The organism is Roseofilum capinflatum BLCC-M114 (assembly GCF_030068505.1).
In the GTDB taxonomy this organism is placed as follows: Bacteria; Cyanobacteriota; Cyanobacteriia; order Cyanobacteriales; family Desertifilaceae; genus Roseofilum; species Roseofilum capinflatum.
Map to the genome: position 1 here is coordinate 40,661 of NZ_JAQOSO010000002.1, position 15,342 is coordinate 56,002.

Below are 15,342 nucleotides of genomic sequence, written 5' to 3' on the forward strand. Positions count from 1 at the left end.
CAAGGGGGGATCTTGTCCTACTGTCCACCGATACAGCGCAAAGCGCTGTATGTGCAAAAACTGCTGTATCCTGATTGAAGGTTAAAAATAGTTTACCCATTACGGATTACCAACGGGAAGCGCTAGAATTATGGCAACGTTTTTAAGAGATTTAAGTTATCAATATCAGTGGTTATATGATTCGATTTCGCGGGTGTCTGCCCTGGCGGTGGGGGGAGAATACCGGTTTCGTCGCCTGGCTCTAAAGGATTTGACGATACATTCAGATACGGAAATTTTAGATCTCTGTTGTGGAAGCGGTCAAGCGACGCAAGTTTTAGTGACATATTCGGATCGGGTGACGGGGTTGGATGCGTCTCCTCTTTCGCTCAAAAGAGCGCAACAAAATGTTCCTGAAGCGAAATTTGTGGAAGGGTTTGCGGAAAATATACCTTTGGAAAATGAGAGTTTCGATCTGGTGCATACGAGCGCTGCGTTGCATGAAATGTCCCCAGAGCAACTGAAGGATATTTTGCGGGAAGTGTATCGGGTGTTGAAACCGGGGGGAGTTTTGGCGATCGCCGATTTTCATCCTCCTACCAACCCCATCTTTATCCCCGGATTATATCTGTTCCTGTTCCTGTTTGAAACGGAAACTGCCTGGCAGTTATTACAAACTGACTTAAGACAAACCTTACAGGATATAGGGTTTCAGGTGGAACCCCCGACCCTCTATGGAGGGGGAAGTCTGCAAGTGCTGCAAGCTTATAAACCCGATCAAGAATAATTGAAGTCATCAAGATTTCTCTATTCCTTAGTCCGTAAGCGCTGTAGTCGAGGCTGTGATCGCGGTCACATTATTATGAGATGCATTTCACACTCGATTTGTCAACCCCATTGCAACAATACTATAGATAGCGTCGTCATCCTGTGGCCGTTGTCAACCCTGTCCGATGAAGGAGGTTCCATCCATGATCCAAGGACAAGTTGTACTCATAACTGGAGCATCACGAGGCATTGGGCGAGCGATCGCTCTAGAACTTGCTGCCCAAGGAGTGAAACGTTTACTCCTGGTTGCCCGCGATCCTCAGCGCTTGCAACAAATGGTTGAAACACTCCAACAGCACTATCCTGAAGTTGAATCTGTGCCCCTAGCGGTTGATTTGACGAATACTCCGACCTTAGATGGGGCGATCGCCAAAGCTTGGCGAGACTATGGCCCCATTGACCTACTGATCAATAACGCTGGAGTTGCCCATCAAGGGGACTTTCTAGCCACCAACCCCCGTAAAATCGAAGAAGAAATTAATGTCAATCTCTTGGGAACCTTCCGCATTACGCGGTTAATTGCTAAACGCATGGTTTCCCGTTCCCAGGGGACAATTGTCAACGTATCAAGTCTCATGGGTAAAGTTGCCGCTCCCACCTACGCCACATACTCCGCCACCAAATTTGCTCTTGTTGGCTTTACCCAAGCCCTCCGCCAAGAACTTGCCCCCAAAGGCGTGCGCGTTGTCGCCCTGCTGCCATCGCTCACCGACACCGACATGGTGCGGAATACGGAAAAATTCCGTTGGGTAGCTACCGATAGCGCCGAAATGGTGGCCAAATCCTTAGTCGCTGGTTTACGCGATCGAGATGATGAAATTGTGGTCGGATGGCAAGGAAAAGTGGCTTCTCTCATGGGGCGTTTTTTCCCGCAAGTGATCCAGAAGGTGGTTGCCCTAGCAGCCCCAGATCGGAACGTCTTACCGTTGCGATCGCCTTCTGAGAGCGATCGAGCTGCTTAATCGGTAATCAATCAAAATATAGCAGTAAGGTGGGCAGGCTATGCTTGTAGGATTTGAAGGATTTGGCTTATCTTCCTGCCCACCCTGCTAGACTGAATCTCTTGTAGGGGCATGTGCCCCTACACTTTTTTGGCAATTTTCCGCGTTAATTGCTGACTGAGCCAGTCTAATAGGGGTGGCGAATAGCGTTTAATTAAATGAATGGCTTTAGCTGTCGGATCGGGAAAAACTTGGGCTTGATTGTTGAGTATACCTTGCAGCACATTGGCAATCACCATGGCGGGTTGGGTGGCTTGACTTTCGGGAAAACCGGGAATGGTTTCTGCTAGAGTGCCATAGCGCGGCGATCGCAGAATCGGAGTACGGCTAAAATAGGGATACACTGCTGTAACTTTGATATTGTAGGCTTTTAGTTCATCTCGGAGACCTTCACTAAAACCCCGCAAGCCAAATTTACTGGTGGCATAATGGGTTAAACCGCCAGGAGCTGACCAACCCGCAACCGAGGAAATATTGACAATATGCCCCTTTTGCCGCTCAATCATTGCGGGTAAAAATCGGGTGGTTAACCGAATGGGAGTGAGTAAATTAAGCTCCATCAGTTGTTCCCATTTTTCCGTCGGCACTTCATCGATGCGACCAAATAGGGCAATACCGGCATTATTAATCAGAATATCAATGGGCTGATCGAGGGCTTTAACTTGTTGATAGAGATGCTCGCACCCGGCGCTAGAGGTAAGATCGGCTTCTAAGGTGGCTACGATCTGATCGGTTAAGGGGGTTTCTAGGGTATCCAGGATTTTGGCGATCGCCTTTTGATCAATATCCGTTAGAATTAATCGGCTTCCTGCTTTAACCAGTTGTTGGATAAACTCCTGGCCAAACCCTCCAGATGCACCGGTGAGTAATACAGTCGCGTTTTTCAGTTCAGTCATGTTTGGGGATGGGGAGAGGGCTAATTACTTATTACTTGTTACTCATTACTTACAACACTTTGCTCTGTTATGGAAGACAGGGTTGAAGGCTCAAAACCTTTTGCCACAAGACTTTTGCCTTTTGCCTCTTGCCTTTTGCCTAGCGCGAAGCGCTGTATTACTCAACGCTTAGGCTCTAGAAACCAGCAGACCGCCGACAATGACTAAAATTGCGCCTACAGAGAGTTTTAGAGGATCGACGGTTTTCCATTCTAGAAAGATGATTAAGGCTAACAATACCGTAATTAAGGTATTCATGTTGTAGAGGGGAACCAGTTTAGACAAGGGGGCCTGATATTTGAGTAAACCCAGAGCCACAAAGCCGGTTCCTAAGCCCCAGAGTAGGCCGAGCATGGAGGAGGAAATCATTGCCCCGGTTGAGGGGAGGGGAGCGGGTAGAACTTGCTGCATGATCGCTCCTACGAAGCTAACCATTACGCCAATGCAGATCAAATGAGCGCCGACGGGCATTCCCGCAGTGGTGCTGACTTTAGCGAATATGCCAGCGAGACCGTACAATAGGGCCGGCAGGAGTCCGCCGATCAGTAATCCGAGTTGTTGGGGTGACATAGTTTAGACTAGGGTGATTATGATTATTGCTCTAGTTGATTGCGATAGAGCGATCGCACTAAATTATCTAATTTTTCTTCTGAGCAACATTCAATCACAGCCGCGAACCCATCGACTAACTTAGCGGCTGTCTCACCCAAGGTGGGACTCATATCCCACACATCTCTGGCCCAATCTTCGGGGATCTGATCGTCAAAAATTAGGCGCTCTAAGAGGTCTCGGTTTTCAGATTTAGGTAAAGTCATAGATAATAAGCTTGATTGGGTGATGTCGAAAAACGATCATAACTCAAGGGGTGCAGTCTGATCGCGTTGATGATTCAAGATGACTCAAGTTGAAGGGCGATCGCTTAATGTACGCTCTTTCACTCAACTGTGTTCTTATCCAAACCATAACCTCAACCCCCAAAGCTATCCCCTATACTGGGCCCATCTATGTTTGTTTTTTTCTGCCGTAGAGTATAACTGGGTTGAAGACTATGAAAAGACGGTATTTCCTCGCCTTCTCCCTAGGACTGTTGGCCAGTTGTGCTGCCAACCAGACCTCAGCACCAAGTTCATCTAATAACACCCCTGCTGCAAATCGTTCTGGAGCGCCTCTAAAATTAGCCATCAGTGACGTTCAAGGACTCGAAGACCTTAAAAGAGACTATGAACCCTTTCGAGTGGCCCTAGAGGAAAGTTTGGGGCGATCGGTAGAGTTTTATCCCGTCCAGAGTTATACTCAAGTGGCTTCAGCGTTGCAAGCGGGAAACGTAGATTTATCCGTTGTCGGCCCTTCGGAATATGTGTTAATTCGCGCTCGCACTAATGCCATTCCCGTCATTGCCATTACCCGACCCAATTATCATGCGGCGATCGCCCTGCCTCCAGAATCTCCAGTACAATCGATCCCAGATCTGAAAGGTAAAACCATTGCCATGGTTAAAGTTGGCTCCACCAGCGGCCATTTAGGGCCCACGGAGATATTTATGAGCGCTGGACTCGATCCGAAAACCGATTATCAGGTGAAAATGTTGGGTCGAGAAGGGTCTTTGGCGGCGCTGAAAAATGGAGAAGTGGACGCTTGGGCCGGGCCAATTATTGATTATGAAGAGTTTTTAGAAGCAGAAGGGGTTTCTGCTGATGAGTTTCGGCTGTTAGCCAAAGGGCCAGCTCTGCCGAGTGATGTGTTCATTGTTAATAGTCGTACCAAACCCCAGGAGATAGAAAGTCTACGCGATCGCCTGCTGGTGGATCAAGAGGCGATCATTCGTGCCTTAGCTTCCACATCCGCGAATAGCAAGTATAAAGAATCAACTATAATTTCTGTAGACGATGCAGATTACGATATGATCCGCAATGTGTATCGGGCGATCGGAGAAGGGAATTTCCTCTAAGGAGATGGGTCATTTTCTATCCCGGAAGGCTCTTGAGTATCATGGTATTGAGGACTCCCTACATTGGGTTATGATCAATAAAATTCAGCAGTGGTGGACTCACTCATCCTTTAGGGATCGAGCGATCGAACCGATCAATCATCTGAGTATTAGTCAAAAAATTGCGATCGGGTATGGAGTTTCCTTGGGGGTCGCCATTTTCGGAACCTTAGCCGGATTATTTATTGGCGAATATTATCAGCATAGAGCCGATCAAGAATTGGCGATCGCCTCCCGCCAACAACTGCTCTTAAAAGATCAAGAAAACGCCGTCTTCGCTATCCGCTTACATCCTCAGAGACTCATTGGTATCCTCGGAGATACCATTTGGTTTAGCTATGAAGCGGATAAATTCCTCGCCGATATCGACCGGGTGGAAGAAGCCACCCAAGCCTTCGAGCAGTTTTTACAAAACTACGCTTACGCCTCCGATGTCGATCTGCCCAAACTACAAAATACCCTCGCTAGATATCGTCAAGTTACCCAAGACTATAAAACTCTGATCCTTAAACTCTGGGGAAAAATTGACCCTCCGAGTCTCACGGCTAACCAAATTGAACCCGCACGACAAACGATTATCGATACCCTCACCTCCCAAGAAGCCACGCAAATCGCGATCGAATTTGACCGCTTACTGGAAACCCTGGTATGGATCGAAGAAGTGATTGATAACCAGTATCACAGAGCGGAAGTCGAACGCATCCAAGCCGAAGAGTTGCGTCGCTGGATCATTGTTGCCAGTATCGCCAGTTCCCTACTCCTGTCTAGTGTACTGGTTTTCCTCACCAGTTCGGCGATCGCCCGCCCCCTCCAGTCCCTCGAACAAGTCGCCACCCAAATTACCCAAGACTCCAACTTTAACCTCCGTTGCCCCGTCACCACCCAAGATGAAGTTGCCACCGTTTCCCAAGCCTTTAACCAACTCGTAGAGCGCATCAGCACCTACACCCAAGAACTCGAAAAAGCCCGCCTCAGTGCTGATGAAGCCAACCAAGCCAAAAGTGAATTTCTTGCCAACATGAGCCACGAACTGCGAACCCCCCTCAACGGCATTCTTGGCTATACCCAAATCATGGAACGTACCGAAGACCTCAATAGCCAACGTCACGGCGTGAAAATTATCGACCAATGTGGAACCCACTTACTCAACCTGATCAACGACATCCTCGATTTAGCCAAAATCGAAGCCCGCAAACTCGACCTCATTCCCCAAGAATTTCATTTTCCCGCCTTTCTTTCCGGCATTGCCGAAATGTCCAGAGTTCGAGCAGACAAAAAAGAAATTCAATTTGAATATACCCAACACCCCGGCTTACCTAAAGCTGTCATTGCCGATGATAAACGGCTGCGCCAAGTTCTCTTAAATCTCTTAGGAAATTCCATTAAATTTACCCATCAAGGGCGCGTCATCTTAAAAGTTGAACCCCTAGAAGATTTGCCAACAACCTCCGAAAATCACCTCTGGTTAAGATTTACTATTCAAGATACCGGAGTAGGCATGAGTTTAGATCAACTGCAAAAAATCTTCTTACCCTTTGAACAAGTGGGCGCAAAAAGTCAACAAGCCCAAGGAACTGGACTCGGTTTAGCCATTAGTCAGCAAATTATCGGTTTAATGGCCAGTGAAATTCAAGTCACCAGCGTTTTAGGTGAAGGCAGTCAGTTTTGGTTTGACCTAGAACTCCCCACAGCCGAATCTTGGGGAACCGTTCTGCATGAGGAACAAAACGAAATTATAGGTTATCTCGGCCCCCGACGCAAAATCTTGATTGTTGATGATAAAGAAGTTAATCGACAGATGTTACGAGAAGTTTTACGCTCTCTAGATTTTGACTGTCGCGAAGCCTCTAATGGAGAAAGGGGATTAGCTCTAGCCCAAACCTTTCATCCCGATCTGATTATTACCGATTTAGTCATGCCGGTTTTAGATGGCTTTGAAATGACCCGTAGACTTCGCGCTCAACCTGAGTTTGAAGATCTCACTATTATTGCTTCGAGTGCTAGTGTGCTAACCCAAGATCAAGTCGCCAGTATTGAAGCAGGATGTGATGATTTTTTGACTAAGCCAATTGATTTTCAGCAATTGTTTACTCTGTTGAAAAAGTATCTCCATTTAGACTGGGTAACTCGCTCCTTAGACCCAGATCCCCCTACAGTTGAATCAGGAGATTGTCCTAAAAATCAAGAGCTTCCGCCCCTAGAGACATTAGAAAAAATCATGGAAGCGGCAAAAATTGGAGATATTGAAGGGATTGAAATTGTAGTGCAATCTCTTAAAAACTACAATGGAACTTATCATTGGTTTTGTCAACAAGTCATGGAAAAACTTGAAGAGTTTGACGATCAAGGTATTATTAAAATGATTGATGCTACAGTACAAAATGCAAACCCAAAAGTTTGATATTTCTAACAGTTTAGTGCTAAAATAGGCTCCCTTGAATAAATTCGGGTTGTTTCTTAATTGTTTTGGGAGGCCAAAAAACACCCAAAACAATCCAAGTATTATAAGGAAACACTGTTCCCATAAAAAATAGTGTATCTTTCTGGTCGCTACAAATTTCCTTCAAGAATTTATTTCGCACACTTAAAGCAGCTTGCTCCTCATCCCCTAATCGCTCCACTTCCTTGAGCCAAAGAACACCTAACTCCCAATCGGTAATACTTGCCTTATGGGGTTTATCGCTATCTTCACATTTAAATACATAGCTAAATTTATAGGGTATTTTACGCAAAGGCTTTTGAGCTGGGCCAAATAGTTTCAGTTGATTAAATAGTTGTTGCCATTCAGGTTTCCATTCAGATTCATCCGGTTCAATCTTTAAATCAAGAACTTGGGTTGGACGGACAATTCCTAAAGAAGTCCGATCGGATTCATGTAATTCTTTCAGTTGTTTTATGGTGTAGATTGGCATTTGATCGATTATGTCCCGTCGCTCTTGCCAACCCTTCTGGGTTGACAGAGGCTCTCCCAGTATCCGTAGAGTCTCTAAAATAGGCTTTCGGCTTTCTTTACGGCGATCGTTTCTATCACCATGAGCTAAAAGATCGACTTCTATCCACTGGTATTTGCGAAATTGTTGATCTCTACCTCTATACCGATAATCAATAGGATAGAGCCTCACCCATTCATAATTCTCTGTAATACCAGCAGTGCAAATTAATTCTTGATAACTGCGTGATGGATGAGGATAGGTCATGACTGTAATCAAAACTTTGGTTTTTGTGGGGCGATCGCTCATTTAGGAATACCGAAGATGCTCAATGGGTAAGTTAATTATACCCGCTAGATACTGAGCTAGAACGTTGCGATGGCAACATTCTGGATTGGCTTCCATACAAACTAAAACACTAGGTTCAGAGGTTAAGAGAGATATGACTGTCTCAATGTCATCTGTACAATTACATAGACTGGCATGATAGTCTTGAAAGAGAGATTGATAATGATTTGTTGAACTTAAGTTTTTGCGAGCCGCTCCAGGAATTCCTAATCCGGGAAGATGTTGATAGTCAATATCAACAGAATGGCACAACTTTTTCAATGTACTTTTATGAAAACCATAGCGGCGTGCAATCGGATTATAGCGAACATCAATCAGCCTCCGAATTCCTGATTGCATCAGGAGATTGAGAAAATCATCAACGGTTTTCTTTTCATATCCTGCCGTATAAATTGCCAGGGGTGCAATCGGTCGTTTGGGTTTGGACTCGATCTCTAGAGAACTGTTGACTGTAAACCAGGGATAACGATCGTAAACTGTATCTATTAACTCAGACATGGATAACTTTTCATATTCCTTGATGACGGTAGAAATATCTTCATGAATTTGCTTGGGTAAATGGACTTTATGCTGTTTCCCTACGGGGGTAAGTTGCCAGCAATCGGAATCTTGTTGATTTAAGAAACCATTGCGGACTAAGACATCGATTTCACGATTTAGTGTAAATGAATAAGGGCCGTATCGATAAGGGATAAAGCCATAAAATGTTGACCCCCCACCAGATGGAGTTTCTTGATGCAGCAAAAATGACCATTTCATCAGTTGTAATGAAGAAATATTGCCCCCTGTTTTTTGTATCATGGTTAGGAGGATTCTTTGACGATAAAGCATAAAATTTATGTCATATCTTTTCTTTGTAATTATAACATTTAATTCTGGTATTACAGGGATTGTTGCTGCAATTTCTGCCAACCGCGCAAGGGCTAGAAACGACGAGATCGATCTTTGGGTCGCCCTGCTGTAAAATCACAAATGGTATAAAGTCAAGGATATTCAATTTCCCTATATGTCCTTTCCTATGACTCCACCTCTGTTGCAGCTTGACCAGTTGTCGATCGCCTACACTCCCAATTCAGAATGGGCCGCTAGAGATGTCTCCTTGACCCTCAGAGCGGGCGATCGCCTGGGTCTCGTGGGGGAGTCCGGCTGTGGGAAATCGACCCTGGGACGGGCCATTATGCGTCTGTTGCCCTCCCAGTCCCAGATACAGGGAGATATTCGGGTACAGGGAAAATCCGTCCTAGAGTTAACCCCAGAAGAACTACAACGGTTTCGGGGTGAAGAAGTGGCGCTCATTTTCCAAGATCCGATGACTCGTCTCGATCCTCTGATGACTATTGGCGATCATTGTGTGGAAACCCTACAGTCTCACCAGTCCATATCCTATCGCGAAGCCAAAGAGCAGGCGATCGCCGTTTTAGAAACGGTCAGTATTCCCGCGTCCCGATGGTCTCAGTATCCCCACGAGTTTAGCGGGGGAATGCGTCAACGGGTGGCGATCGCCTTAGCGCTATTATTAAACCCCAAGCTCATTATCGCCGATGAACCCACCACCAGCTTAGATGTCACCGTCTCCGCCCAAATTTTACAGGAATTAACCCGGTTATGTGCGGAGCGAGAAATGGGGTTATTGCTCATCTCCCATGACTTGGCTTTGGTGGGGGAATATTGCTCCGAAATTGCCGTCATGTATCAAGGCAAACTCATTGAGCGCAATCAAAGCCAGCAAGTTCTCTTCCATCCCCAACAGGAGTATACCCAATCCTTGCTGGAAGCAGCGTTGCATATTCACGCGATCGAAACCAAAGCGGTAACCACTCCCCCAGAAAAACAACCCTTACTTCAAGTTACCGATCTCAACAAACATTACAGCCTAGAAAGTAATTTAATCCAACAACTCTTTAGCCGAACCTCAACCGCAATTAAAGCCGTGGATGGGGTAACCTTTGAACTCTATCCCGGAGAAATTTTAGGATTGGTGGGAGAATCGGGCTGTGGCAAAAGTACCCTATCGCGCACGATTTTACACCTGATTAAACCCACCTCTGGCAAAGTCGAATTCCTCGGCAATGGCATTACCTCCATTAACTCCAGAGCATTGCGCCAACTGCGTCAACAGATGCAAATGGTTTTCCAAGACCCCCACGCCTGTCTCAATCCCCTCATGACCGTGGGTGAGAGCATTGCCGACCCCCTCCTCATTCATGGTCTCGAAACCCCGAAGACGGCGAAGCTAAGGGTCTCAGAGATGCTAGAAAAAGTGGGCTTAACCCCCACCGAAACCTACACTGCTCGCTATCCGGGGGAACTCTCTGGGGGACAACAGCAACGGGTGGCGATCGCCCGCGCTCTGATTACCCGTCCCAAACTAATCATCTGCGATGAACCCGTGAGTATGCTGGATGCCAGCGTGCAAGCGCAAGTGCTGCAACTGATGCTAGACCTAAAACGGGAGTTTGACTTAACCTATCTGTTCATCACCCATGACCTGTGGGTCGCGCGATTTTTATGCGATCGCATCGCCGTCATGAATCAAGGTAAAATCGTCGAACTCAACACCACCCACCAAATCTTCACCCATCCCCAAGATCCTTATACCCAAACCCTCCTCGCTGCTGCTCCCTTACTCGCCAAATCTTCCTAAGACCCAAAAAACACTGATGCTTGTTGGCATTTTTTTCTAACTCTGCGAAAATGCTGACAACTGATTCATCTCTAGATTTATCTTCTCTGACTCGCTCGTGCTATAAGGAGTAGGGATATTTGAAGTAAAAAGCGAAATCAGTTAAAAAAATAGTCTGGCTTTGTGCGCGGTAAGGTGAAACGGAATACGGAGAAATTTTCCCGCGATCGCGGTTTGGATGAGATTACCATTGAAGTCATGTACGCTGCCAAAGAAGCCGTGGGCACATAATATAGCAGTATTCGCTCCTAAGCGATAAATTTTAATCCCCCTAAATCCCCTACTGAAACAGCAGGGGATTTTCATTTTCGTCTTCAATGTACTTTTTTCACAGGCAGCTCAATAATAAACTCTGTACCTTCATTCAGGGTAGAATCGCAATATAAAGCTCCTTGATGAGTTTCGGTGATAATTTGATAACTAATTGTCAGACCTAAACCTGTACCTTGACCAACGGGTTTCGTGGTAAAAAAGGGATCGAAGAGTTTAGATTGTACTTTCTCTGGGATTCCTGGGCCATTATCGGCAATGCGAATTCTGACCGTATTAGAGTCCTTTAACTCTGTAGTTAGGTGAATGGTATCAATCCGGTCTGGGTCTGAAGACTCATCTAAAGCATCCATCGCATTGGTAAGCAGGTTCATAAATACCTGATTAAGCCGCCCTGGGTAACAGTCCACTAAAGGAATTTCACCATAGTTTTTGATGAGTTGAATTTCCGATTGATCCACACTGCGCTTAAAGCGATTTTCTAAAATCATCAAGGTACTCTCTAAACCTTCATGAATATCCACTTCTTTACAGTCTGATTCATCGAGACGGGAAAAATTACGCAGAGATATAACAATTTCACGAATACGATTGGCTCCTACTTTCATCGATTGGAGGAGTTTAGGGAAGTCCTCTTGAATAAAATCGAGGTCGCTGTCTTCAATGAGTTCTTCAATTTCGTTTTGAGGTTGAGGATAATATTGCTGATAAAGACTAATAATCTTGAATAAGCTATGGGTGTAGTTTTCAGTATGAGTTAAATTACCATGAATGAAATTCACAGGATTATTGATTTCATGGGCAACTCCCGCCACCAATTGTCCTAAACTGGACATTTTTTCAGTTTGCACCAGTTGAGTTTGCATACTTTGTAAATCTTTTAAGGTTTGGGATAATTCAGCCGTCCTTTCTTGAACTTGACTTTCTAAGACTTCATTGTACCGCCGGAGTTGCTGCTCTGCGGCCTTTTGTTCGCTAATGGTTGAGGACAAAATCAGAATAGTGAGACTCACTACACCCACAAAAGATTGCAACAACAGCATAGAGTCTAGATCTGTTTCTTTCGCAAATGCCCCAATTCCTTGGGCAGTCGTTAAGATAGAAATTAACGATAACACCACAACCAATAAGGTAGCACCTCGCTTTCCAAAGCGAAAGGCTGCCCAAACCATAGGCAGCAAAAACATATATTCTACGGAATAACTTAGCACGAAGGTTTCCCAAGAGATAAAGGCGATAAATGCAATCAGCAGCATGAGTTCCCTTAACTGTTGTGGGTTGGTTTTGAGACCGCGAAATCCTCGTTCCCAGGTGAGTATAAAGGGGGCAAAGACCAAAAATCCGACAGTATCTGCCGTCCACCAGGTTCGCCAAACTCCAGCATAGTCTACTGTAGAAATTACTTCTTGAAAATAGAGAATAGAGGTTCCCCAAGTGGCGTTAAAAATGGGGGCAAAACTGACTGCGATCGTAAAAAACAAAGTGGCTTTAACCGAATTGAGAATTTTGTGATCGCCACTCCACCATAAAATCAAAATCGCAGCAATTAACGCCTCTATCGTTTCTCCTGTGCCGATGGGAAGCCCTAAAGACCAGCTTTCATAGAGGTTACTGTCTAGCCACCAATAGCCGATCAGCATTCCGGGTAAAATGCGAAATTGACTCAAGAGTAATGCTGCTAAAGAAATGCCTGAGAGGGGCCAAACAGGAGTTACATCATTGAAACTGGCAAACTGAAAGGCAAACGTGCCGATAATGTGCAAGATGACAATCATTAGCCCATTCCATAGAAGCATTCTGCCCTCGCATACCCCAGCACACCATGCCTCAAATTTCTGTCGAGGTAAAATATTGAATGTTGGAAATTGAAACCTAAGCATCACTAAATTGTTGTGTAACTATCCAAAGAGTAAAAGCAAGAGTTTACCCTTATATACTCCTCTATATTGAGTATCTTCTTTTTCATGCTTCCCAGTTTACCCCATCTCCCCTGAATTGTTACAGCGCTTCACACTGTAGTGGGGGAATGGGTGTATACAGTACGAAACGCTATAACAGAGTACAGTATTATTGATGTGAGTCATTGCGAATGGAGCGAAGCAGAATGAAGCAATCGCCAAGATTCGAGGATTGTGCGTTTCCGCTTCGCGGACATGAAAGCGACGCTTGCGCGGAGCGCGAATACTTCCCTGCGGTCGCAATCACAACTCAAATCTATGAATCAACGGGTTAACGAAGAGGACACAACGATTGCTCAGGAGAGTCTTTGGTCTTAAATCACCCGGTCATTGCCCCCATCAACGGGGACTTGAGCAGCAGTGGTTTTAGCGAACAAAGGGCCGCACATTTCGGCAGCAAGTTCAGCCACGGAATGGCTATCGACTTCTACTTTTAAGACATTGTTGGTTTTATATTCTTCCACGGTTAACCCATAATGGGCGGCGCGAGAATTGAGGACTTCTTCTGTCCATAAACCCGTATCAAATACGGCATTGGGATGAAGGGTGTTGAGGCGAATGTTATCTTTGCCCCACTCTAGGGCGGCGACGCGCATGAGTTGATTGAGGGCAGCTTTAGAAGCAGAATAGGCGGCTGCTCCGGGGCCGGGGGCGGGGACATTTTTGGAGCCGATGACGACGACTCGACCGCCTTGGGGGGCGAGTTTGAGCAGGGGATGAGCTTGGCGCAACAGGGCGAGGTTGGCATCTAAATTGACGGACATGACTTTGCGCCATTCGCTACTGCTGAGGTCGGCAATGGGACAACCACCGGGAAAAATACCGGCGTTGAGGATGAGCATATCTAGACCGCCAAACTGTTGCACGGCTTGTTCTAGGGCGGCATTGAGGGCGGTTTCATCGGTGACATCGCAGGTGATGCCACAGAAGTCTGCACGGTTGTAGAGGTCTTCAATGTTGCGATCGAGATCTAAGCCGATGACGGCTGCTCCTCGCTTTAGGAGGGAGTCTACACAGGCTTTGCCGATGCCGGAGGCTGCGCCGGTGACGAGGGCTATTTCGCCAGTGAAGACGGGGGGTTTGCCGCCTTTGCGGAGTTTGGCTTGTTCTAAGTCCCAGTATTCGACGGCGAAGATGTCTTTGGCAGAGAGTGCCTGATAGCCGCCGAGTTGGGTGCTGGCGCTGATGATGTCGATGGTATGGTCGTAAATGTCGGCGACGATGTGGGCTTGTTTGATGGTTTTGCCGATGGTACACATGCCCAGTTCTGGGTCAAGAATGACTCTGGGAATGGGGTCGAGAATGGTTAGATCTGGGGTGGCGTGGGCGCGGAAGTAGGCTTGATAGTCTTGGGCATAGCTTTGAATGTCTCGGCCAACTAGGGGGAGGCGTTTGGTGCGGATGACGTGATCTGGGGTGGCGGGGCCTTGTTGGGAGATCTGCTGAATGTCGTCTCTTTGGGCGAAGTTGAGGGTTTTGGGGGTGCGGTGGGTGCTGAGGATGATGGGGAATTGGGCGGTGGTGGAGAGGGTATGGCGCAGTTGGGCGAGGGTTTGACTGAGGGGAGGGGGTTCAGGGGTCGGATGTTTGGGGATGGAAACCATTGCGCCTTGTTTTTGTAGGTAGGTTTCGGCTTGACTGACTAGCTCGATCATCCGTTCGTAGGATTCTTGGGCAGTAGCTCCGAAGGAAAAGATACCATGATTCATCAGTACCATGCCGAGGGTCTGTTCTCCGGCTTCTAGGGAGAATTGACTGGCGCAGACTCTGGCGAGGTCGAATCCGGGCATGACGTAGGGGATGATGATGAGGCGATCGCCATAAATCTCTTCGATCCGTTCTCTACCATTGGCTGTATTTGTAACCGTAACGATCGCATCTGCATGGGTATGATCGACGTATTTGTAGGGCAAGATGGCGTGCAAAATGGTCTCTACAGAAGGAGAGGGAGCGCTGGCGCGGGTCATCTGGGTTTTCAGTTCATTGACCATTTGCGGGTCGGATAATTGCTTGAGCTGTGCTAATTTGAGCAGGTGGGGAATGCGTACCGGGGCAAATCCTGCGGCTTCGATGGTGGCGAGATCCCATCCGCTCCCTTTGACGTAGAGAATATCTTCTGCTTCTCCGAAGAGGTTGTTTTCTTTGACTTTGACGGAGGTATTGCCCCCTCCATGGAGGACGAGGGAGGGATCTTTTCCTAATAGGCGCGAGGTATAAACTCTTTGTTCTACATCTGTTTTATATTGAGCGGCTTCGCTCCCATTCCATAAGTTTTTAACCATGATTATACAATTAACAATTAATAATTAACAATTAACAATTAACAATGGGTCGATTGGTGAGTTGCCAAGATCTTGCCCTCTCCCACTGGGAGAGGAACTTTTCTCCCCTTCTCCCACGGGAGAAGGGGCTGGGGGATGAGG

The 15,342-nt window shown here is 46.5% G+C and carries 12 protein-coding genes and 1 pseudogene; 6 read left to right on the top strand and 7 right to left on the bottom strand.

What is annotated here, in order from left to right; translation table 11 throughout:
* The first annotated feature begins 130 nt into the window (after positions 1-130).
* Both PMG25_RS00645 and PMG25_RS00650 read left to right on the top strand, forming a co-directional pair.
* Positions 131-766 (top strand): class I SAM-dependent methyltransferase, encoded by a 636-nt coding sequence (locus PMG25_RS00645; RefSeq protein WP_283764981.1) that lies wholly within the window; start codon positions 131-133, stop codon positions 764-766.
* 184 nt (positions 767-950) lie between these two features.
* The gene (locus PMG25_RS00650) at positions 951-1,769 is read left to right on the top strand and encodes an SDR family NAD(P)-dependent oxidoreductase (RefSeq protein WP_283764982.1); all 819 of its coding nucleotides are present in this window, start codon (positions 951-953) and stop codon (positions 1,767-1,769) included.
* 119 nt (positions 1,770-1,888) lie between these two features.
* Here the strand turns inward: PMG25_RS00650 and PMG25_RS00655 are convergent, their stop codons facing one another.
* The 3 genes from PMG25_RS00655 to PMG25_RS00665 form a co-directional block, all read right to left on the bottom strand.
* Positions 1,889-2,704 carry an SDR family NAD(P)-dependent oxidoreductase gene (locus tag PMG25_RS00655; RefSeq protein ID WP_283764983.1) on the bottom strand — a complete coding sequence of 272 codons (816 nt, stop codon included), beginning with the start codon at positions 2,702-2,704 and terminating at the stop codon, positions 1,889-1,891.
* Between the two features lie 168 nt (positions 2,705-2,872).
* Positions 2,873-3,313: a hypothetical protein gene (locus PMG25_RS00660; RefSeq protein WP_283764984.1), complete on the bottom strand. Its 441-nt coding sequence runs from the start codon at positions 3,311-3,313 to the stop codon at positions 2,873-2,875.
* 23 nt (positions 3,314-3,336) lie between these two features.
* On the bottom strand, positions 3,337-3,558 hold the full coding sequence (locus PMG25_RS00665; RefSeq protein ID WP_283764985.1) for a hypothetical protein: 222 nt from the start codon (positions 3,556-3,558) through the stop codon (positions 3,337-3,339).
* 233 nt (positions 3,559-3,791) lie between these two features.
* Here PMG25_RS00665 and phnD point away from each other — a divergent pair, with 233 nt between their 5' ends.
* Entirely contained in the window at positions 3,792-4,691 is a 900-nt protein-coding gene (gene phnD, locus PMG25_RS00670) for a phosphate/phosphite/phosphonate ABC transporter substrate-binding protein (RefSeq protein WP_283764986.1), read from the top strand.
* Positions 4,692-4,761: 70 nt separating this feature from the next.
* Positions 4,762-7,131 carry a response regulator gene (locus PMG25_RS00675; protein ID WP_283764987.1) on the top strand — a complete coding sequence of 790 codons (2,370 nt, stop codon included), beginning with the start codon at positions 4,762-4,764 and terminating at the stop codon, positions 7,129-7,131.
* A gap of 19 nt (positions 7,132-7,150) precedes the next feature.
* Here the strand turns inward: PMG25_RS00675 and PMG25_RS00680 are convergent, their stop codons facing one another.
* Positions 7,151-7,969, bottom strand: coding sequence for a hypothetical protein (locus PMG25_RS00680; protein ID WP_488199666.1), 819 nt, complete (start codon positions 7,967-7,969; stop codon positions 7,151-7,153).
* Positions 7,970-8,809: a DUF488 domain-containing protein gene (locus PMG25_RS00685; protein WP_283764989.1), complete on the bottom strand. Its 840-nt coding sequence runs from the start codon at positions 8,807-8,809 to the stop codon at positions 7,970-7,972.
* 217 nt (positions 8,810-9,026) lie between these two features.
* On the opposite strand from PMG25_RS00685, the gene PMG25_RS00690 reads away from it, so the two are divergent.
* Positions 9,027-10,652: an ABC transporter ATP-binding protein gene (locus tag PMG25_RS00690; protein ID WP_283764990.1), complete on the top strand. Its 1,626-nt coding sequence runs from the start codon at positions 9,027-9,029 to the stop codon at positions 10,650-10,652.
* Positions 10,653-10,808: 156 nt separating this feature from the next.
* Positions 10,809-10,922: pseudogene (locus PMG25_RS00695) on the top strand (hypothetical protein); the annotation flags it as partial.
* An 83-nt stretch (positions 10,923-11,005) separates the two neighbouring features.
* Here PMG25_RS00695 and PMG25_RS00700 read toward each other — a convergent pair.
* Both PMG25_RS00700 and PMG25_RS00705 read right to left on the bottom strand, forming a co-directional pair.
* A complete protein-coding gene (locus PMG25_RS00700) occupies positions 11,006-12,736 on the bottom strand; it encodes an MASE1 domain-containing protein (protein ID WP_283764992.1) in 1,731 nt (576 codons plus the stop codon).
* Positions 12,737-13,233: 497 nt separating this feature from the next.
* A complete protein-coding gene (locus tag PMG25_RS00705; protein ID WP_283764993.1) occupies positions 13,234-15,201 on the bottom strand; it encodes a bifunctional aldolase/short-chain dehydrogenase in 1,968 nt (655 codons plus the stop codon).
* Between the last annotated feature and the right edge of the window lie 141 nt (positions 15,202-15,342).

What these genes read in the sequence shown, in the direction of transcription:
- PMG25_RS00645 (WP_283764981.1), top strand. Translation starts at nt 131, where the DNA reads ATGGCAACGTTTTTAAGAGATTTAAGTTATCAATATCAGTGGTTATAT.
- PMG25_RS00650 (WP_283764982.1), top strand. Translation starts at nt 951, where the DNA reads ATGATCCAAGGACAAGTTGTACTCATAACTGGAGCATCACGAGGCATT.
- PMG25_RS00655 (WP_283764983.1), bottom strand. Translation starts at nt 2,704, where the DNA reads ATGACTGAACTGAAAAACGCGACTGTATTACTCACCGGTGCATCTGGA.
- PMG25_RS00660 (WP_283764984.1), bottom strand. Translation starts at nt 3,313, where the DNA reads ATGTCACCCCAACAACTCGGATTACTGATCGGCGGACTCCTGCCGGCC.
- PMG25_RS00665 (WP_283764985.1), bottom strand. Translation starts at nt 3,558, where the DNA reads ATGACTTTACCTAAATCTGAAAACCGAGACCTCTTAGAGCGCCTAATT.
- phnD (WP_283764986.1), top strand. Translation starts at nt 3,792, where the DNA reads ATGAAAAGACGGTATTTCCTCGCCTTCTCCCTAGGACTGTTGGCCAGT.
- PMG25_RS00675 (WP_283764987.1), top strand. Translation starts at nt 4,762, where the DNA reads ATGATCAATAAAATTCAGCAGTGGTGGACTCACTCATCCTTTAGGGAT.
- PMG25_RS00680 (WP_488199666.1), bottom strand. Translation starts at nt 7,969, where the DNA reads ATGAGCGATCGCCCCACAAAAACCAAAGTTTTGATTACAGTCATGACC.
- PMG25_RS00685 (WP_283764989.1), bottom strand. Translation starts at nt 8,809, where the DNA reads ATGATACAAAAAACAGGGGGCAATATTTCTTCATTACAACTGATGAAA.
- PMG25_RS00690 (WP_283764990.1), top strand. Translation starts at nt 9,027, where the DNA reads ATGACTCCACCTCTGTTGCAGCTTGACCAGTTGTCGATCGCCTACACT.
- PMG25_RS00700 (WP_283764992.1), bottom strand. Translation starts at nt 12,736, where the DNA reads ATGATTGTCATCTTGCACATTATCGGCACGTTTGCCTTTCAGTTTGCC.
- PMG25_RS00705 (WP_283764993.1), bottom strand. Translation starts at nt 15,201, where the DNA reads ATGGTTAAAAACTTATGGAATGGGAGCGAAGCCGCTCAATATAAAACA.